The organism is Marinobacter sp. VGCF2001 (assembly GCF_049943275.1).
Lineage (GTDB): Bacteria > Pseudomonadota > Gammaproteobacteria > Pseudomonadales > Oleiphilaceae > Marinobacter.
Genome location: NZ_JBNFVX010000014.1, coordinates 61,720 through 81,257, shown reverse-complemented (window position 1 = coordinate 81,257; position 19,538 = coordinate 61,720). Strand labels below are relative to the sequence as shown.

Here is a 19,538-nt window from a genome sequence, read left to right as displayed (position 1 = left end):
CGCCGATCCTATTGAACGTTAGAGTTTTACTATGGCTTCTGATACCGCTGCAGCAAACACCCTGCCCGCTTTCATCTGGGATGAGGCGCTTATTCGCCGTTATGATCTGAGCGGCCCCCGTTATACATCTTACCCAACGGCCGTGGAGTTCAACCGGGATTACTCCATTGACGACATGGTCAAAGCGGCGGGCCGGAGCAAAGCGGCCGGTGGCCCGATTTCGCTGTACACCCATCTGCCGTTCTGCGCGCACCTTTGTTACTACTGCGCCTGCAACAAGGTGATTACCAAGAAGCGCGATAAAGCCATGCCCTATGTGGAACGCGTGCTGAAGGAAGCAGCCATCCAGTCGAAGCTGTTCGGGGCAGACCGCCCGGTGCAGCAGTTGCATTGGGGCGGTGGTACGCCGACGTTTCTGCCGAAAGATGTCATGCAGCATCTGATGGCGGGTTACGCTGATCTTTTTAACCTGCAGTCCGGTGACGATCGGGACTACAGTGTGGAAATCGATCCCCGGGAAGTGGATGAAGATACCTTGCCCACTCTGTGGGAGTTGGGCTTCAATCGCATCAGCCTGGGTGTCCAGGATGTGAACCCGGAAGTGCAGAAAGCGGTGAACCGTATCCAGCCCCGGGACATGACCGAAGCGGTGTTGAGTGAAGCCCGCCGCATTGGCTTCCGTTCCATCAATCTGGATCTGATCTACGGCCTGCCGTACCAGACCCCGGAAAGCTTTGCCGAGACGCTGGAAGCGGTGATCGAGATGTCACCAGACCGGCTCTCGGTATTCAGCTACGCGCACCTGCCGGATCGTTTCTACCCGCAAACCCGGATTCAGGGCGACACCCTGCCCAGTCCGCAGCAAAAACTGACGATTCTGCACAACACGATTAATCGCCTTCTGGAAGCCGGCTATGAGTACATCGGCATGGACCATTTCGCCAAACCGGACGATAGCCTGGCCGTGGCGCAGCGCGAAGGCCGGCTGCATCGCAATTTCCAGGGCTACACCACCCATTCGGATTGCGACCTGGTGTCGCTGGGCGTGTCGGCCATCGGCCAGACCGACGATGCTTACTTCCAGAACAATCACGACCTGCCGTCCTGGGAGGCCTCCATCGACGCCGGCCAGTTGGCCATTATTCGCGGTGTCAGTCTGACCCGCGATGACCGCATCCGTCGTTGGGTGATCGGCCAGTTGATCTGTCAGTTCCGGCTCGACCGCAAACAGTTTGCCGAGCAGTGGAGCGAGGACTTCGATCGCTACTTCGCCGATGAAATGGGCCGGCTGAGACCGATGATCCAGGACGAGCTGATTGCCGATTCAGGGTCTGTCCTGCAGGTGCAGCCTGCAGGCCGGCTGCTGATTCGGGCGATCTGCCAGATTTTCGATCTGTATCGCAAGGAAGGCGCCAGTCAGCGTTTCTCCCGGATCATCTGATAACAAGCCCTTCCGGTGTTCAGAAAAGGCTGCCTTGCGCAGCCTTTTGTTTTTCAGGACGGGACAGGGTTAAAGAGTAAAAACAACTCACACTAATATTATGTACTCTAAAGACTAGACCCTGGTCTTTTTTTTGCGTATCTTCTCCTGCTCCCTACCCAATGTGTTGGATGCGTCTACGCATCAGGCTGAATTCCGGTTTTTTTCGGTAATCGTCGTAAAAAATCATTCTGCCAACGATGCTGCGTGTCTGGTTAACAGGATGGAAAATATCATGACGTCTAAATATTTTAACAGGTTGATACGCCTCCTCAGCTTTCCTTAGCTAAGTTCTCTCTCCCTATAGCGGTGCTTCTCGGTACCCATACTGCAAGTTTGCCTTCCTCGCCCGCGTTCCGTGCCGATAGGGTTCGGACGACTGTGCGCGCGTCTGTTGGGAGGGTGTTCGATGTTGTCTTGAACGTACGAGGTCCGGTTTGAACGAGAACGGTTTTACGCAGTTTTCAACGATGACGGTGTTGTTGTTGCTTGCCGCTTTTTACGGCGGTACCTATCTGCTGACATTACTGATCAGGAAAGATAAAGAAGATACCTCCGGCTTTATGGTGGCCGGTCACCATGTGGGTTTTGGTATGGGGGCGGCGAGTATGACCGCCACCTGGATCTGGGCGGCGTCTTTCTACGCTGCCGCCACATCTGGCTACAAATATGGCGTGTCCGGGCCAATTCACTACGGTCTATGGGGTGCGCTGATGATTCTGTTCATTTACCCATTCGGCCGTCGTTTCCGGCAACTGGCCCCCAATGGCCATACCCTGGGTGAGCTGATCCACGCTCGCCATGGGACCTCAAGCCAGCTGATTCTGGCCGTCTCCAACATTATGGGCAGCGTCATCAGCCTGATGGTGAACTTCACCGCTGCCGGGGCTCTGGTTGCGGTGCTGTCTCCATTGTCGTTTGAAACCGGGGTGATGGTTGCCGGCGTTGGTGTTCTGGCCTATACCCTGACATCCGGCTTCAGGGCTTCCGTGTTCACCGATTTTGCCCAACTGGTGGCGCTGATGGCCATCGCGATTATTATCATCCCGGCGGTGTTGTTTTCCGCCGGTGGCCCTGAAGTCATGGTGGAAGGGCTAAGCCGTATGACCGATGAGCAAGCCAGCCTGTTCTCGGTAGATGCCATCATGAACCAGGGTGCGCCATTTTTTGTTGCCGTGCTGGCTTACGCCATCGGTAACCAGACCATTTCCCAGCGACTGTTCGCGGTTCGTGAAAGCCACATCAAGTCTACTTTCGTTACCGCAACCCTTGGCTATGGGGCCATCGTTATCGGGCTGGGAATGATTGGCCTTATGGCGTTGTCGGTGGGCATGAAGCCGATTGATGGCGAGATGAACAATCTGATCCCGCAAATGGTGTCGACTTACCTGTCGCCGGTGTTCGTGGCGCTGTTCTTCGTGCTGGTGATTGGCTCGCTGTCGTCGACCGCCGATTCTGACCTGTCGGCACTGTCGACCATCATGATGGCCGATGTGTATGGCCAGAACCTGGCCGGTGACGAACCCGATCCCAAAACCATGATGCTGGTGGGGCGCATCACCATGATCGTTGCCACCGCCGCAGGCCTGATCTTCGCCAGTTTCTCGCTGGATATTCTGGTTATGCTGGTGTTTGTCGGGGCCTTGTGGGGCGCCATCGTATTCCCGGTGATCGTCAGCTGCTACTGGGACCGGGTCAGCAATGCCGCCTTTACCTGGTCGGTGGCGATTGCCATGGCGTTGTTTTGCATCGCCCGCTTCGAATTGCTGGAGATGACCGGGTTAACCGTACTCGCGTTTGAGGTGCTGGCGTCGGTAGGTGGTGCCGTGGTGATCGGCCTGATGGTATTTGGCTTCTTCGGGCGCACGGCCGGTTTGGCGGCGGGCCTTGTAGCGTTATTGGCGATGTTGGTGTACGCCACCGGTTTCCTCCGGGATTACGGCGTATTGATGGCATCACTGACCGCCTACGGCACCAGCACCATTGTGTGCACGGGAATGACTTTGTTCAGCAAGGAACGGTTCGATTTTGACCTGATTCGCAAGCGCGTTGGCAGCTACGACGAGGTGGAAATTGACGAAGATAATGCGTTCTTACCGGAGGGTGCAAAATGACCAACGAACTTGTTTACGGTGCTTATATTCTTGTCTGGCCGGCGTTGACTCTCGGGATTCTGGCGGTGATCTGCGGCGCGGTGATGCGCGACGTTCGCCGGGCCCGGAAGAACGACGAAGACCTGGTGTAACGGAACGGTGCTGACAATTCCGGGCAACGCGGTGCGTTGCCCGGAATCTGGCTCAGCTGGCAACCCGGAATTCGTTCGCAAGGTCCTGGAGTTGCCTTGCCAGCCGGGCCTGCTCCTGGGTTACCTGAGTGATTTCCTGGGAACCGGTCAGGGTCAGAATGGCGGTTTCGCTAATGGTCTCCATACTGCCCGCCAGTTCACGGGTCACGGCCACCTGCTGTTCGGAAGCTGTGGCAATCTGGGTGGCCATATCGGAAATGCCGTTCACGTCTGTCAGTATCTCGGCGAAGGTTTTTTCCATCTCGGAGGCCTGTTCACTGGTTTCACTGGCCAGTTTATGGCTGGTAATAATCGAGCGACTGGCACTGTCCGTGATGTTTTTAAAACCGTTGATGATGTCTTCGATCTGGGTTGTTGATTCGTGGGTCTGCTGTGCCAGGGTGCGAACTTCATCGGCGACCACCGCAAAGCCCCGGCCATGTTCGCCCGCCCGGGCTGCTTCGATGGCGGCGTTCAGTGCCAGCAGGTTGGTTTGATCGGCCACCTTACGGATCACATCCACCACATCGCTGATGGTGCTGCTGCGGGATTCCAGCTCTTCGATCACCTGATTGACCTCCTGCACGGAGCGCGCCAGATTACGAATCTGGGATACACTGGAATGCAGAACCTGCTCCCCGTTCTGACTCTTCTCCATGGCCCGGTTGGAGGCATCCGCCACTTGCTGGGTATTCTGTGAAATCTCCTCCGACGTTGCCGTCATTTCCTCAGAGGCTGCGGCCACCTGTTCAATCTGTTGCTGTTGCCCTTTGATCTGGGAGGCGCTCTGGCCGGCCGTTGAGCTGGTCTCTTCCGTCGCGGTGGCCAATTGAACACTGGCCTTGTCGATCTGCAGCATGGCTTCTTTAAAGTTGCCGAGTAGTTCGTTGATCGCCTTCGCAATGGTGCCTGTTTCATCCTTGCTGGAAACCGGGATCTCTCGGGAAAGATCCTTGTTGTCCATGGCATGGCGCACGCCAGTCAACAGCTGGTTTACCTGCACATGAATGGCGTGAATGATGACCGCCATCAGAACGATGACCAGGGCAATCGAGCCCACGGCAATGGTGGATGCCAGAATCAGGGCATTTCGCTCGGCTTCCAAGCCAGCCTCGGCCTGCGATTTTACCTGCGTGAGCATATCGGCCCGAATGTTGTTCATGGCCCCGATTCGATTGGTCGAGGCATTGAACCACTCTGACGCTTCCAGCGCATACATCCCCGACGGGCTGCTCAAAAGGGTTTCTCTCATGGCCTGCATATCGCGGCTCTGGCGTGTGGATGGCAAGGCCTCGATTTGCGCTCGTATCGCGGAATCGGCGCTTAGCATGGTCGCAGCAGTCTGGAAATAAGCCTGTTGCCGCCCGGCCAGCGACGTGATCTGACCAATGCTCGGCAAGTCGAAGTTACCGCTGCGCACGAATGAGGCCCCCGTTGCTCGTTCGCGACCCGCCATCTCTGCCGCATTGGCGAGCGCAAAATAGGCGCTTATCTGACGGGTCATTTCAGGATCGGAGGCCCGGCGAACCAGCAAGGGCACGCGATTCACCATTTCCATGATCAAACCGGTGTAACGGGCACCGGACTCTGCCCCGGCAACAGCCCGGTTGTCCACCGAACGACGCAGGTCCGACAGCCCGCTGATGCTGCGTTCGAAGCTGCTCAGGCTGGCCTGGACGGTGTCATCAAAATTTACATCGTCGGCCAGTGCCCGAATGCCATTCTGATAGGCCTCGAGTTGCCGATTGGTATCCTGGCGCTGGCTTTGCAAGTCGCGGGAGGCTTGTTGGGCGCCATCGGCTCCTGCGTTACCGGAAAGGAACACCGCGGAGCGGCCCCTCTCTTTTTGCAGGGCTTCAACCAGGGGGTCCCCCAGCTCGGCAAGCTGAACCATGGTTTTCAGTGTCTGCATATTGTCGAGATCATTCAGGTTACGGTTAATGCTCTGAACCGCAAAAAAGAGGATGACCAACAGCGCGGGCAACACCAGCGTGATCAGCTTGCCTCGCATGGAAAGGTTGTTGATAAAAGTCATGGGAGGGCCTCATCATTGAGAGTGGGTTCCATTGTGGCTAAGTGTAGCAGCCCACACTATTGACGCATTGGGGTAGTCGATGGGGTAGGTCATGGCTTGTAATGCTTTGTAAATAAAGGTTAATCCAATGATTTTTCGAGTGTTTTGCAGTCGATACGAAATACTGCGTAGAGTATCCCTTCCGGGGTAGCTCTGCGTTTTCCGCCAATCCGCTGACAAAGGTCAAGGTGGGAGCTTGAGTAGCAGGGTATGGTTCCGCCAACTCATCCAGCGGAGAACCTCATGGAACTCGTTTGCCCGGCTGGCAGTCTTCCCGCACTGAAATCCGCCGTTGATAACGGCGCCGATGCCGTTTATTTCGGCTTCCGGGACAGCACCAACGCCCGCCAGTTTGCCGGCCTGAACTTTAACGACAAGCGCGCCGCCGAGGGCATTGAATACGCCCACTCGAAAGGCAGTCGCGTGTTCTGCGCCATTAATACCTATCCGCAGCCAGACGGCTGGGAGCAATGGAAAACGGCGGTGGATCGTGCTGCCGACCTTGGGGTGGATGCCATTATCCTGGCCGACATGGGCCTGCTGGATTACGCCGCCAATAAGCACCCGCACATTCTCCGGCATCTTTCGGTACAGGGCTCAGCCACCAGCCATGAGGCCCTGTCGTTCTACAAGGACAACTTCGACATTCGCCGGGCGGTGTTGCCCCGGGTTCTGTCGCTGGACCAGGTGCGTGGCGTGGCCAAACACAGCCCGGTGGAACTGGAAGTCTTCGCCTTCGGCAGCCTGTGCATCATGGCCGAAGGCCGATGCTACCTTTCGTCCTACCTGACCGACGAATCCCCCAATACACGCGGTGCCTGTTCACCCGCCAAAGCGGTGCGCTGGCAGGAAACGCCCGAGGGACTGGAGTCGCGCCTGAATGACGTGTTGATTGATCGTTACGGGCAGGGCGAATCCGCCGGTTACCCAACCTTGTGCAAGGGGCGGTTCGAGGTGGAAGGCAGCGTTTACCACGCTATTGAAGAGCCGGTCAGCCTGAATACGCTGGATCTGTTGCCGGAGCTGAAAGCCCTGGGCATCAGCGCGGTCAAGATCGAAGGCCGTCAGCGCAGCCCGGCCTACATTGCTGACGTGGCCGGCACCTGGCGCCAGGCTCTGGACCGGGTGCAGTCCGATCCCGATCACTTTTCTGTAGAGAGTGCCTGGAACAGCACGCTGGCGGGATTGTCCGAGGGCGGTCTGACCACCATTGGCGCCTACCATCGCAAGTGGAAATAAGGTTGCGTTGTTTATGATGAACTTATCCCTGGGCCCGATTCTGTGGTTCTGGTCCAAGCAGTCAGTATTCGATTTTTACGCCAAGGCCGCCGAGTGGCCGGTGGATACCATTTACCTGGGTGAGGTGGTCTGTTCCCGCCGCCGGGAACTCAAATCCGATGACTGGCTGGATCTGGCCCGGGATCTGAAAGCCTGCGGCAAGAACGTGGTGCTCTCGACCCTGACACTGATTGAGTCCGAAGCTGACTTGCGGCGCCTGCGCCGGTTCTGTGAGCAGGATGAATTTCTGGTCGAAGCCAACGACCAGAGTGCTGTGCAGGTGGCTATCCGCAACGGGCTGAAATTCATCACCGGCCCTTCGATGAACATCTACAACGTCGCCACCCTGAAAATCCTTGCCCGACAGGGCTTGGTGGGATGGAACCTGCCAGTGGAGCTGGGCAAGGACACCTTGGGGCGGCTGATTGCAGACCTGAAACAAGAAGGCCTGGATTTACCCGCCGAGGTGTTCTCCTGGGGCTTTTTGCCACTGGCCTGGTCGTCCCGCTGCTTTACCGCCCGCCACTACAACCTGCCCAAGGACAACTGCGAATTCCGTTGCCTGGAGCATCCCGATGGCATGGAGCTGCGCTCCCGGGAAAGCCAGGAGCTGTTTCGAATTAACGGTATTTCCACGCTGTCTGGTTCCCGCTACGACCTGATGCGGGAACTGCCGGACATGGAACGGCTGGGTGTCAGCACGGTGCGCCTGAGCCCGGAACATCAGGGTATGGATGAGGTAGTGAAGCGTTTCGACCAGGTACGCCGGGGTGAAATGCCGGCCACCGACCCGCTGCAGTTGGTGGAAGCACCGCCCTGTAACGGTTACTGGTATGGCAAGCCGGGTATGGAACTGGTGGCTTCCTGAACTCTTCCCGGGCGTTGTAACTATAAGGCTTGGTGTGACCCTCAATCATCGGCGATGGTGGCCCAGCCAAGATCATCCAGGATGACATAGAGTGCAGGCAGGGCCATCAACACCAGTAGGGTGGACACCAGCAAGCCGAAGACCACAGAAATAACCAGCGGAATCACCGCCATGGCCTGGGTGCTGGTTTCCGCCAGCAGCGGCAGCATGCCAGCCACCGTAGTGCTGGTGGTAATCAGGATGGCGCGGAAGCGGGCCCGGCTGGCGGCACCGGCGGCTTCCTGTGCGCCCATGCCCTGTTCCCGGTAGCTCTTGATGAACTGCACCAGAAGAATGGCGTTGTTCACCACAATGCCGGCCAGTGAGGCGGAACCGATCAGTGAGGGCATCGACAGGTTGTAGCCCATGAGCATATGGCCCCAGACTGCCCCCATAAATGCGATCGGAATGGCCAGCATCACGATGACCGGTTCCAGATAGCTGCGGAACTGGAACGACAGGATCAGGAAAATCCCCAGCAGGCCGATCAGTAGCCCCCGGGCGATGGACTGGCCGGTTTCCCGGGAGCGGGCGGTCTGGCCCTCTACCTGCAAGGTAATCTTCGGCCATTGTTCCTGAACCTTCGGGAATACTTGGCTCTGCAAATCCGCCACGATGGCATCGGCGTTGGTTGTCCGGCCGTTCACATCGGCAGACACGGTGACCGTGCGCAGGCCGTCAATCCGGGTCACCTGCGCCCACTGGCGTTCCTCGGTTATATCAGCCACCTCCCGCAGGGGCACCATCTGGCCCTTGCCGGTGGTGATCACGGTGTCTTCCAGGAACTGGCGGGTGTTGCGTTCGGCGCTGGTCTGGCGCACCAGGATTTCGATGTGCTGATCACCAATCTGCACCGTATCCACGATATCCCCGAGCAGCCCGGTTCGGATCTGGCTGGCCACGTCGGATGCCGTCAATCCGAGCGACAGGGCGCGGTCGTTCAGCGACAGGGTGCGCTGGGGCTTGCCGGGGCGAAGATCATCCAGCACGTTGAAGGTGCCGTTATAGCGGGCAACTTCGTCGCTCAGATACCGGACCGCGGCCTTCAGTTCATTCAGGTCAGTACCCTGCAGGCGCACTTCAATGGGGATGCCCGCGGGGCCGAAACCGGGTTCCTGGATATTGAGGGCTATCAGGCCGGGGATATCTCCGATCTCTTCATACCAGCGGTCGGTGAGGGTAGTCAGGTCCATGGTGCGCAGCTCCGCCGTCAGCAAATCGGCCATCACCGTGGCCACGTGGGCGCCTTTTTCACCGGCGCCGGCGTGCTGGTTGAAGCGGGTCTGGATGTTTTGCACCAGGGCTTGCTGGTCGGGTTGGTCTGGCGTGTATTCCTCGTTGAGCCGGAGCATGGCCGAAGTGATGCGTTCAGTAATGGCGCGGGTCTGGTGCAGGGGCGTGCCCTGGGGCATCAGCACCCGGGCTTCCAGTACGTCGCCGTCGATTTCCGGCATGGCTTCCATACGCACATGGCCGCCGGCCATCAGCCCCACCGAACCCAGCAGTATCAGCAGCATGGCGGCCAGTACGCCGTAGCGGAACCGGATGGCGCGGTCGGCCAGTTGCCCCACTTTCTCCCGGACGTTTTCAAAGCCGTTGTCGAAGGCGGAACGAAAGCGGGAAGGGGCCTTCTCGCGCCTTTTGCCCAGGCCGCTTTTCAGGTGGTGAGGCAGTATCCAGAAGGCTTCGATCAGCGAGGCGGCCAGAGCGGCAATCAGCACCACCGGCAGCACCTCCAGCACTGCGCCCAGCTCTCCGGCCAGAAACGCCAGCGGGATGAACACGGACACAGTGGTCAGGAAGGAGGACAACACCCCGGGCAGAATCTCCCGGGTTCCTTTGGCGGCCGCCTCCAGCGGGCTGTTGCCGTCGGCGTGCCACTGGGCAATGTTGTCGGTAATCACCACCGAATCGTCCATCACAATACCGATGGCCATGAGCAGGGCCACCAGGGTAATCATGTTCAGGGAAAGGCCGGTGAGGGCCATCACCACAAAGGCACCGGCAAAGGCGGCCGGCAGTCCGAACAGTGCCCAGAAGGCGAGGCGGGGGCGGAAGAACAGGGCCATCACCAGGCCTACCAGCAGCAGGCCGGTGATGCCGTTGCCCACCAGCATTTGCAGGCGGTCCTTCACAATCGAGGTCATGTTCTGGGTGATTTCCAGCTCGACATTGCCACCACGGCGGGCCTTTTCCTCGTCGATAAAGGCTTCCAGGGAATCCATCACCCGCAGGGCATCGTCATGGCGGTTTTTGTGGATCTCCAGAACGATGGCGCGCTGGCCGTTGAAATCCACCCGTTCCTCCTCCCGTTCGTGGGCCTCGGTGATGGTGGCAATGTCGCCCAGCGTCAGCACAGCGCCGGCTGCTCCACCGATAACCGGCAGTTCGGCCAGGGCCTGCAGGGAACGGCGTTCATCCACAAACCGCAGCTGGATGTCCTGGCTGTCGGTCTCGATAGTGCCCAGGGGCATGTCCAGGTTCTGGCTATTGATGGCCCGGGCAATATCCCGCACGCCCAGGCCGTACTGGCGCAGCAGGTCCCGGGACACTTCGATGTGCCACTGGCGCTGGGACAGGCCCACGGGAATCACATCGGCCACCCCTTCCATGGCGAACAGGCGGTCTTCCAGCTGGCTGGTGTAGGCCTCCAGGTGAGAGAAACTCATGGGCCCGTACACCGCGATGGCCGCGACCAGGCTGGTGCGGTAAAGCTCCCGGATGACCGGGTCTTCGGCCTCTTCGGGCAGGTCGGTCAGGGCTTCGATTTCCGTGCGGATATCATCCAGGAACCGGCCCATATCGCCCCGGGGTTCCATGCTGGCAATGGTCTGGGCCTGGTTGTCCCGGGCGGTACAGGAAACCTCCTTCATGTAATCCACCCGCTGTAGCGCTTCGCCCAGCCGCTGGCAGATGGCTTCCTCCACATCCGCAGCGGTGGCACCCCGGTATTCCATGGTGATGCTGACTTCCGGCGGCAGGTAGTCGGGGAAGGTTTCCCGGGTCAGGTTGGGGGCAGCGAACAGGCCTGCTGCCAGAATCAGGATCAGCAGCAGGTTGCCGGCGGTCGGATGCCCCGCGAACCAGCGGATCATGGCTGATCTCCCGGAGCCAGCAGGGTGCCGTCGATGGCAGGAACCAGGTCATCCAGAACCAGCCGGTCTCCCGGTGCCAGTCCGTCATCGATAATGACATCTTCACCTTGTTGCCAGGCGACAGACACTGGCTGGCGCTGCAGGCGGTTGTCCTCATCGGCAAGGTAGACCACACCCTGATGCACCGCGCTGGCCGGGATGACGATGACGGGCTCGGGAGTCTGCGCGGTAATGCTGGCCTGCACGAACATATTGCGGACCAGGGGCGGGCGTGCTGGCGGATTGGCGTTGCGGTAGGGTTCGTCTACAGAAATAACGGCCTGGACTGTGCGGGTGGCCGGGTCCAGGCTGCTGGTGACCCGTGTGAGTTTGCCGGGCCAGTGGGCATCCGGCACGCTGGTGGGAGTTACCCGGATATCAAGTTCGCCCAGGGGCAATTGGTCATGAAAGTCGGTGAAGTGGTTGGTGGAGCCCGTTTCCGGCAGGCTGCTCCCGGACAGCTGCGACAGCACCCGGCGCAGTTCCGCCAATTTCAGCTGCACGGTGGTTTCGGCGTGGGTGATATCGTCGGCAATAAACAGTGTCTGCCCGGGGCTGACATGCTGGCCGGTGTCGATGTTGGCCTGGTGTACCCGCAGATCCCAAGGGGCTTCGAAGCGGGTATCGTCCAGGTCTTCCAGGGCACTGGCCAGGGCAGACTCGGTTCTGGCCATACGGGCTTGCAGGGTCTCCCGCCTGGCAGGAATCAGGTTCTGCTGGTTGCGCAGGGTCTGGACTGCCTGCTCCTGTTGCAGGGTGGCCCGTTGTTGCTCGTCGTACCGGGTTTGCGACAGGGCTCCCCGCGCCACCAGGGTTTCAGCCCGGTCCAGCTCACGCCGGGCCAGTGTTAACCGGCGTTCTTCCAGCTTGAGTAACTCGCCGGTATTGCGTTCTTCCTGGTCCAGCTGTCGCAGCTCCGCTTCAATGCCGGCCAGGTCCGCCCTGGCGGAGGCTTCGGCCAGTTCATAGCGGGTCGGGTCGATCTCAAGCAGCCGTGTGCCCCCTGGGATCAGATTGCCACTTTCCAACTCTGGGTGTTTCCAGATAACCCGGCCACCCACATTGGCCACCGCATTCCAGCTTCGGGCCGGCAGCACCTGACCATAGCCGCGGGCTTCGGTACGGAACTTACGGGGAGTGATTTCCATAATCCGCACCGGCGTCGCAGTTGCTTGAGCCTCGACCCTTTCCGGGGGTTGTTTCAGCTTTACCATGATGACCACAAAGGCAATGCCGGCAATCAGGGCCAGCGCCAGCGTCAGTTTATTTTTCCGGGTCATTGCTCATCTCCTGAAAACTGGCGCTGTAAAGTTTGAAAATTCGGGGGGCAGTCTGCTCAAGCGTCGCAATCTCTCCGCTGACCATTGCCTGAACCACCAGCCCCTGAATGGCGCCGAGGTACAACACCGCCGCCGCTTCGGTATCGATACCGGCGGCTATGCGCCCCCGTTCGATGCCTAGCTTCAGTAAACCGACCACCTTTTTGCGGTAGCGGGCAAGGGCCTGGCGGATGATGGTTTTGGCGGGGCCGTTGCCGGGTTTTTGCAGCTCACCCAGCATCAGGCGGGGAATGCCCGGGTGTCGGGCGATAAAGCCCACATGGGCGCGAAACATGGCTTCCAGGGCCTGATCAGCGTGTTCGTGCCGGTCCGCCTCCCGGAACACCTGGCTGGTCAGTTGCTCCGAGACCCAGCCTGCCACGGATTCCCACAACCGGCTTTTGTTCGGGAAATGCTTGAACAGCGCACCCTGCGACAGCCCCACTTCATCGGCAATCCGGGCGGTGGTCAGGGTGGCCGGGTCCTGTTCGGCACACAGCTGGACGACCGCCTCGATAGTGGCGGACTGGCGCAGTTCGGTGCTTTGGTAGGTTCGTTTTTCGGGCGCTTTTGTGGTTGCCATTGGAGCTTCCCTGAAAGAAAGTAATCAATTGCTTTATTCTGGTAGGTGGTTGCCGATTACGCAAGAAACAAGGTGGGCTAGTCATGGTTCAGGGTGTAGGTAAAAACCGTGTAAAGGCCATCCGGTTTGATTTACCTCAAGCATTACGATCGGTGGTAAGCGTAGTTTGCTATTTGTTGATGGCGACGCAGAGGAAATTGTCATGTCGCGTATTCCGTTGTTTTTCTGGGGGCTGGTTGCAGTCGTCAGTGTTGTCTGGTTCGCAGCCGATAGCCTTTGGGTGAGCCCGTTTGCTTACTTCCCGTTCCGGTCGGTGTTTGTGCAGTATTCCGGCATCCTGGCGGTGGTCATGATGGCGGGGGCCCTGGTGCTGGCGCTGCGGCTCCGGGTTCTGGAACGTTGGGTTGGTGGCCTGGACAAGGTGTACCGGCTGCACAAATGGCTGGGCATTGGTTCGCTGGTGCTGGCCACGCTGCATTGGTGGTGGGCGCAGGGCACCAAGTGGATGGTGGGCTGGGGCTGGCTGGAAAAGCCGGTCGGCAAAGGGGCAGGGCAGCAACTCACTGGCCTTGAAGCCTGGTTCCGCAGCCAAAGGGGGCTGGCAGAAACTTTGGGCGAGTGGGCCTTCTATGCGGCTGCCGTGCTGATTGTGCTGGCGCTGGTGAAGGCCTTTCCCTACCACCTGTTCCGTAAAACCCACAAATTGCTGGCGGTGGTGTTCCTGCCCCTGGCCTGGCACAGCTTTATCCTGATGGAGTTTGATTACTGGGTAGCGCCCATTGGCTGGCTGACTCAGGCCGCTGTTGTGGCGGGCAGTGTTGCAGCCGTTTTGCTGCTGGTTGGCTGGCCGGGCAAGGTTCGGAAGGTAGCGGGGGAGGTGGTTTCGGTCACCCGATATCCGGACCTGAAAGTTTTCGAATTTCTGGTGAAGCTAACGCAGGGTTGGTCTGGCCATAACCCCGGGCAGTTTGCCTTTATCACCTCGGATGCGGCGGAAGGCCCGCATCCCTATACCATTGCCTCGGACTGGAACCCGGAAACCCGGTGCCTGAAGTTTGTGGTCAAAGAACTGGGGGATCACACCCGCCGGGCAAGCCGCCGGATCTGCGAGGGTATGCCGGTTACGTTGGAGGGACCCTATGGCGGCTTTGATTTTGAAGATGATTGCCGCACCCAGATCTGGGTGGGGGCGGGTATTGGTATTACGCCGTTTATTGCCCGGATGGGACGCCTGGCGGGTTGTCCTGACAATCGTTCCGTTTACCTGTTCCATCCTACCGCGGATGTCAGCGAGGAGGCCCTGGCCAAGTTGCGGGCGGATGCCGAAGCCGCGGGCGTGAACCTGGTCATTCGATGCAGCCGCACCGAAGGCCGGCTGATGCCGGAGGAAATCCGGGATGCGGTACCCGACTGGGAGAACGCCAGCCTGTGGTACTGCGGCCCGGTGGGGCTGGCCAATACGCTGTTCAACCAGTTCCGGAAATGGGGTATGCCGGCCCGGCGGATGCACCGGGAGTTTTTTGATATGCGTTGAGGGCTGCGCTTACTGGTGCTGGAGCCGGCCTTGCTTCCGAGCTTTCTGATACAGACTACGCCCACACCAGTTCTGCTGCTGCCAGAAGAACCGGAAGTGCCAGGCGAGCTCTGGAATCCAGAAGCGCTCGGGCGTTTCCAGTGAGGGCTCTCCGGGCGTCAACTCCAGACAACCCTGTTTTTGCAGGGTTGTCCCTGGCGTTGTCACTACTGCCACAACCCCCATCTGATTCCCCGGCGCAAGGTGGCGGGGGAAATCACCTGGCAGCAAGCTCTGGAGCACCTTTTAAAGCGCCGTGGCCTGCTGGATGCGGTGGTGTTCAGCGGCGGAGAGCTGACGATCCAGCCCGCGCTGTTGCCCGCCATGCAGCAGACCCGGACACTCGGATTCCGCAACGGCCTTCATACCGGTGTGCCGCAACTCAGACGGCTGACGCCTTTGTTGCCGTATCTGGACTGGGTTGGGCTGGATATCAAGGCGTTACCTTCTGATTACGAACTGATCGCCACCAATCGCCGGGCCGGGCTGGACAGCTGGGCCGCGATTGATGCGCTGCGAACGGCCGGTGTGGACTTCGAGTGTCGGTGAACCTGGCATGGTGCGCTGCAGAGTGCTGAACAGGTAGTGCGTGTGGGCCGGTGTTTGGCTGAACGGGGAGTTCGCCGGTTTGCGGTGCAGCCAGCCCGAAGCGAGCAGATGCTGAACGATCAGCTTGGTGCCTGCCCCCTGAGCGGTGAAGATCGTCTGCGGGTTTGCAGCACCCTGCGTCCGCTCTTTGAAACCCTGGAGTTTCGGGCGTAGGCTGGGATTGCTATTTTCAGGATGGGGGGAATATTGATGGACATTCGCCTGAAACGCGCCTACGACACCGCCGCCCGCTCTGATGGGCCCCGGGTGCTGGTGGATCGCATCTGGCCCAGAGGTGTAGCCAAGGAGGATGCTAGCATCGATCACTGGCTGAAAGGGCTGGCGCCCTCCACCGAGCTGCGTAAATGGTTTGGCCATGACCCGGACAAGTGGCCGGAGTTTCAGAACCGGTATCTGGAAGAGCTGAAGCAAGCGGAGGCTGAGGAAGATCTGCAGGCTTTTATGACACTCTTGGAAGACCACAAGCGGATCACGCTGGTATTCGCCGCCAAAGATACCGAACACAACAATGCGGTGGCGCTGCGGGAGTTTCTGTTAACCAATCGCCTGCCGTAACATTGAATGTATCCTCACTCCGCGGCAGGGCCCAGCAATCGCCGCTGCCAGTCTTCGATTTCGCCGTGGGCCAGGCGGTTTTTCGCAAGCTGGATCAGGTTGGGCGAGAGAGTGGTCAGGCTTGCCATGCCACGTAACGATTCCAGCTCCAGTGGCCGCTGGTAGAGTACTTCCAGCACCCGGCTCAGGGGCCAGTCGGAATTGTCTCTTTGCTCCAGTTGCAGGCTGTCGTGGGCGTGAATCATGCCTTCCTGCAGCACCCGATAGTACCACCCGGTACGCAGAGTCTCCTGAAACCGCCGGGACATATCGGCGATACCAAACCGGGTATTCAGCCGCCAGCAGGGCTGCCTGGGCTGAGATACCTGCAACCGCGCGTCGCCCAGCCGGAACACATCCCCCACACAGACATCGGACTCCGTTAGCCCTTCGGTGACCAGGTTTTCCCCAAAGGCGCCCGGTTGGCAGTGCCCGGCGGCGGGTTCGGGCAGGCCATTCTGCAGGCCCCGGTAGTGCTCCGAGGCGAAATGATGCAGGGCCTTTTCAGGGCCGCCGTGATGTCGTGGGTCGCCGTGTTCATCCTGCTCAAGGCCGGTTGTGGTGAGGAAGGCCTGATCCACCGGCTGTTTGTAGATGCCGGTTTCAACACCGCTGGTGGCCAGAGTCTGCAGGCGCCCGATGCGCAGTTGCAGCAGCTTGATCGGGCCGGGTTTGCGGGCGTGAGTCATCGTCAATGTCCTTGCTGTGGGTTTTGCCAACAGGCCCGAGCGCTTGGTGACATTGTCACTGAGCCGGGCGGGTAATGGCGATAAGCTTGGTTACAGGTTCCAGATTCCGGTCAGGGCGCCTGCGCTCAGAATCAGCGAGCCGCCGATTTCAGCAACAATCAGGGCCACCATAAAGCCGTTTACCAGCCAGCCTGGCAGGGAGGCTGTGCCTAGCCGGTGTGGCTTACGTAACTGGTTGCTGGTGTCGCGCAGAATGCCGTGGATTATGTAGGTGCCAATGGCCAGTGCGAAAAAGCTCAGGGCAGAAGCGGCCGCCAGGGTGTTCAGCCAATCCGGGTAAACACTGTAGCGGGTCAGCCAGGCCAGTAAGAGCGCGGCAAAGCTGTACATCAGGGAGCTGCGGTGGGCAATGTCCACATAGCGCGGTGCCGCAGCCCTGGGGCTTCGGGCCATGCAGGCGTACTTCCAGACACCGGTCAGCAGGCCGGTGATAAAGAAAAGCGCAGCGGCGCTGAGGCAGAGTTTTTCGGCCAGTGACATGAACACGTCCTGTTTTGGATAACGGGGATGGTTTAGGTTTTTATACCAACTTGGGAGATTGATTATGACGGTTAATGAAGGCCTTCGCCTGATGGCCGGGGTATTTACCCTGGTGTCGATCCTGCTTGCCCATTACGTAAGCCCTTACTGGTTATTGTTCACCGGCTTTATAGCACTCAATCTGATTCAGTCGGCGTTTACCCGATGGTGCCCGGCGATGATGATCTTGCGCAAGCTCGGGCTGCGGGATGCGTGATTCAGGCCTGGTTTGACCGGGTTCGGGGGTGTTGATCGGGGTTTGATCGCCGTGGTGAATGCGCAGGCTGTTGCCGAGCACACACAGGCTGCTCAGGGACATAGCCACTGCGGCGATCACCGGCTGCACCCAGCCTGCTACCGCCAGCGGCAGAGCCAGGCCGTTGTAGGCGATGGCCCACACCAGGTTCTGCCGCATCAGTCGCCGCGCCTGGCGGGCAAAATCGAGCGTGCTGGCAACGGTATCCAGGCCACCGGTAAGCTGCACCGCCGCGGCCGATTGGGCGGCCTCCGGGGCGGTGTTGATGGCGATGCCGATGCGGGCAGAAGCCAGCGCCAGGCCATCGTTCAGTCCATCGCCGATAAACGCGGTGGGGTAGTGATTCTGCAGGTTTTCGACAAACCGCAGTTTTTGCTCCGGTGACGCTTCGGATATCACTCTGGCTGGCGGTATGTTCAGGCGTTTTGCCAGCGCCAGGCTGGCGTTTCGGGTATCGCCACTGAGCATATAGATGGCGATGCCCCGGGCTTTGAGCTGTTCGATCAGCCCGGCAGCCTCGGGATTCAGCCGTTCCTGAAAATCAATCCGGCCCGCGTACTGGCCATCGAAGGCCAGGTGCAGGCTCATGCCGGTATCTGCCAACTCTGGCAGGCTCACTCCCTGCTGTTCCAGCCAGCGACTTCGACCAGCCAGTACCCGATGCTCGGCTAACCGCCAGAGGGTTCCCTGGCCGGGTATGGCGGTGCGGGTCCCCATGTCTTCGGGCAGGCTGGGGGCACCTTCCAGTGCCAGGCCCCGGGCCGTGGGATGGCTGGAGCCCTGCAGGGTATTGATGGCCAGTTGCAACAGGGCCTGAGGTGTCCAGCCGGGTTGTGGATGGCAGGCTGCGATGGCGGGGCGGTCGGTGGTGAGCGTGCCGGTTTTGTCGAAAACCACCACCTCAATATCAGCCGCCAACTCAAAGGCGGCCGGATCCTGCAACAAAATGCCCCGGGTCGCCAGCCGGGCATACCCCATCATTATCACCAATGGAATAGCCAGGCTCAGGGCGCAGGGGCAGCTGATGATCAGCACGGCCAGCCCCCGGGCCAGTGATTCGCCCGGCGCTGCTCCCTGAAACCAGGCCAGCACCACCGAGGCCAACGCTGCAACCACTACGGTGGGTAAAAGCACCCGGGCAATGCGATCGGTCAGCCGTTGCAGCGAAGTTTTCCGGCACAAGAGTTGATGTATGGCACGGGTAATACCATCGATTCGCCGCTGGCCGACCCCTGCGGTTACCCGGATTTGCGGGCAACCTTCAATCAATACGCAACCGGCATACACCCGGTCGCCAGGCCGAACCGGGACTGGTTGGCTCTCGCCGGTGATCAGGGCGAAGTCGACCAGTGCCTCGCCTGAGGTGATGCAGCCATCCAGGCTGAATGGTTGCCCGGCCTCCGGCCGAATCCGCATGCCGGGCGTCACCTGGTCTGCCGGTATTTGCCGGAAACTGCCGTCGTCGAGAGTTACCGGGGTGCTGTTGTTCTGGCCCAGGTAGCGGTGAATGATGTCGGTGGCCCGGCGCCGTACATTGGTATCCAGTAGCCGGGCAATCAGTTGAAAGGTAATCAGCATGACTGCCGCATCAAAGTAGACGTGGCTCTCGCCCTGGCTCAGGCGCCAGGCGGATAGCAGGGTGGCGGCCACCACCGCGAAGGTGATCAGAGTATCCAACCCGGGCACCCCCATGCGCAGGGTGCGCCAGCCAGCCCGGTAGAAGTGGGCACCGGAGTAGGTGAGGACCGGCAGGGCGAACACGCCGCTGGCCAGAGCCAGTGGCCAGGTGGCTTCCGGTTCCACCAGCCCCAGCGGAGCCAGGTAAACCAGCAGTGCGGGCATCATGCACCACATCCCGAACACTACGGCAGCGGCCAGTCGCCACTGCAGTTTTTTTCGGGCCAGATCGACCCCCTGGCTATTGGCGTTCGGGGGCGCATCCTGCAGTCGATAACCCAGCCGGCGAACCACCTGCGCCAACGTTGCAACGCCGGTTTGAGTGGTATCCCAGCGCAACAGGGCGGTGCCGGCGGCAAAGTTGACGGTCGCATCCAGTACCCCCGGCTGGCGTTTGAGCAGGCTTTCCACGGCGGCTGCACAACTACCGCAGTACATTCCCCGAACAAACAGGATGGTGTCGTCTGGTTGTTGCTTGCTTGCGATGCCTGGCGCGTTCACA

The 19,538-nt window shown here is 59.8% G+C and carries 17 protein-coding genes and 1 pseudogene; 10 read left to right on the top strand and 8 right to left on the bottom strand.

Translation table 11 applies throughout. The annotated features are described in order from the left end of the window. Positions 1-31: 31 nt before the first annotated feature. From hemN to ACP2AU_RS13225, 3 genes are all read left to right on the top strand, one after another. Entirely contained in the window at positions 32-1,441 is a 1,410-nt protein-coding gene (hemN, locus tag ACP2AU_RS13235) for an oxygen-independent coproporphyrinogen III oxidase (protein WP_426376675.1), read from the top strand. 476 nt (positions 1,442-1,917) lie between these two features. Further along, positions 1,918-3,594 (top strand): sodium:solute symporter family protein, encoded by a 1,677-nt coding sequence (locus tag ACP2AU_RS13230; RefSeq protein WP_426376674.1) that lies wholly within the window; start codon positions 1,918-1,920, stop codon positions 3,592-3,594. Then, complete coding sequence (locus tag ACP2AU_RS13225) at positions 3,591-3,725, top strand: putative transporter small subunit (protein WP_426376673.1); 135 nt, start codon at positions 3,591-3,593, stop codon at positions 3,723-3,725. The genes ACP2AU_RS13230 and ACP2AU_RS13225 overlap by 4 nt, the downstream gene beginning before the upstream one ends. 52 nt (positions 3,726-3,777) lie before the next feature. Here ACP2AU_RS13225 and ACP2AU_RS13220 read toward each other — a convergent pair whose 3' ends face one another. Then, a complete protein-coding gene (locus ACP2AU_RS13220) occupies positions 3,778-5,799 on the bottom strand; it encodes a methyl-accepting chemotaxis protein (RefSeq protein WP_426376672.1) in 2,022 nt (673 codons plus the stop codon). 282 nt (positions 5,800-6,081) lie between these two features. On the opposite strand from ACP2AU_RS13220, the gene ubiU reads away from it, so the two are divergent. After that, on the top strand, positions 6,082-7,077 hold the full coding sequence (ubiU, locus tag ACP2AU_RS13215) for a ubiquinone anaerobic biosynthesis protein UbiU (RefSeq protein ID WP_426376671.1): 996 nt from the start codon (positions 6,082-6,084) through the stop codon (positions 7,075-7,077). 13 nt (positions 7,078-7,090) lie between these two features. Then, a complete protein-coding gene (locus ACP2AU_RS13210; protein ID WP_426376670.1) occupies positions 7,091-7,984 on the top strand; it encodes a U32 family peptidase in 894 nt (297 codons plus the stop codon). Between the two features lie 41 nt (positions 7,985-8,025). Here ACP2AU_RS13210 and ACP2AU_RS13205 read toward each other — a convergent pair whose 3' ends face one another. From ACP2AU_RS13205 to ACP2AU_RS13195, 3 genes are read right to left on the bottom strand one after another with little or no spacing between them, the layout of a single operon-like run. Further along, positions 8,026-11,118 (bottom strand): efflux RND transporter permease subunit, encoded by a 3,093-nt coding sequence (locus ACP2AU_RS13205; RefSeq protein WP_426376669.1) that lies wholly within the window; start codon positions 11,116-11,118, stop codon positions 8,026-8,028. Continuing rightward, complete coding sequence (locus tag ACP2AU_RS13200) at positions 11,115-12,437, bottom strand: efflux RND transporter periplasmic adaptor subunit (RefSeq protein ID WP_426376668.1); 1,323 nt, start codon at positions 12,435-12,437, stop codon at positions 11,115-11,117. Before ACP2AU_RS13200 ends, ACP2AU_RS13205 begins: the two co-directional genes overlap by 4 nt. Continuing rightward, positions 12,421-13,059: a TetR/AcrR family transcriptional regulator gene (locus ACP2AU_RS13195; RefSeq protein ID WP_426376667.1), complete on the bottom strand. Its 639-nt coding sequence runs from the start codon at positions 13,057-13,059 to the stop codon at positions 12,421-12,423. Before ACP2AU_RS13195 ends, ACP2AU_RS13200 begins: the two co-directional genes overlap by 17 nt. Positions 13,060-13,261: 202 nt before the next feature. On the opposite strand from ACP2AU_RS13195, the gene ACP2AU_RS13190 reads away from it, so the two are divergent. Further along, complete coding sequence (locus ACP2AU_RS13190; protein ID WP_426376666.1) at positions 13,262-14,593, top strand: ferredoxin reductase family protein; 1,332 nt, start codon at positions 13,262-13,264, stop codon at positions 14,591-14,593. Positions 14,594-14,602: 9 nt separating this feature from the next. Here ACP2AU_RS13190 and ACP2AU_RS13185 read toward each other — a convergent pair whose 3' ends face one another. Then, a complete protein-coding gene (locus tag ACP2AU_RS13185) occupies positions 14,603-14,809 on the bottom strand; it encodes a hypothetical protein (RefSeq protein WP_426376697.1) in 207 nt (68 codons plus the stop codon). Here ACP2AU_RS13185 and ACP2AU_RS13180 point away from each other — a divergent pair. The 3 genes from ACP2AU_RS13180 to ACP2AU_RS13170 are packed head-to-tail and all read left to right on the top strand — an operon-like array spanning position 14,774 to position 15,796. Beyond that, on the top strand, positions 14,774-15,181 hold the full coding sequence (locus tag ACP2AU_RS13180) for a radical SAM protein (RefSeq protein WP_426376665.1): 408 nt from the start codon (positions 14,774-14,776) through the stop codon (positions 15,179-15,181). The genes ACP2AU_RS13185 and ACP2AU_RS13180 overlap by 36 nt on opposite strands. 54 nt (positions 15,182-15,235) lie before the next feature. After that, positions 15,236-15,394 carry a hypothetical protein gene (locus ACP2AU_RS13175; RefSeq protein WP_426376664.1) on the top strand — a complete coding sequence of 53 codons (159 nt, stop codon included), beginning with the start codon at positions 15,236-15,238 and terminating at the stop codon, positions 15,392-15,394. A gap of 36 nt (positions 15,395-15,430) precedes the next feature. Continuing rightward, on the top strand, positions 15,431-15,796 hold the full coding sequence (locus ACP2AU_RS13170; RefSeq protein ID WP_058341688.1) for a DUF488 domain-containing protein: 366 nt from the start codon (positions 15,431-15,433) through the stop codon (positions 15,794-15,796). Between the two features lie 14 nt (positions 15,797-15,810). Here the strand turns inward: ACP2AU_RS13170 and ACP2AU_RS13165 are convergent, their stop codons facing one another. Together ACP2AU_RS13165 and ACP2AU_RS13160 are read right to left on the bottom strand one after the other, a co-directional pair. Further along, positions 15,811-16,524 carry an MOSC domain-containing protein gene (locus ACP2AU_RS13165; protein WP_058341687.1) on the bottom strand — a complete coding sequence of 238 codons (714 nt, stop codon included), beginning with the start codon at positions 16,522-16,524 and terminating at the stop codon, positions 15,811-15,813. 90 nt (positions 16,525-16,614) lie between these two features. After that, a complete protein-coding gene (locus ACP2AU_RS13160) occupies positions 16,615-17,064 on the bottom strand; it encodes a hypothetical protein (protein ID WP_426376663.1) in 450 nt (149 codons plus the stop codon). Between the two features lie 64 nt (positions 17,065-17,128). Between ACP2AU_RS13160 and ACP2AU_RS13155 the strand changes: the two are divergent. After that, positions 17,129-17,236 (top strand): annotated as a pseudogene (locus tag ACP2AU_RS13155) (DUF2892 domain-containing protein); the annotation flags it as partial. Here ACP2AU_RS13155 and ACP2AU_RS13150 read toward each other — a convergent pair. After that, on the bottom strand, positions 17,216-19,537 hold the full coding sequence (locus ACP2AU_RS13150; protein ID WP_426376662.1) for a heavy metal translocating P-type ATPase: 2,322 nt from the start codon (positions 19,535-19,537) through the stop codon (positions 17,216-17,218). The pseudogene ACP2AU_RS13155 and the gene ACP2AU_RS13150 sit on opposite strands and share 21 nt — an antisense overlap. Position 19,538 lies beyond the last annotated feature (1 nt).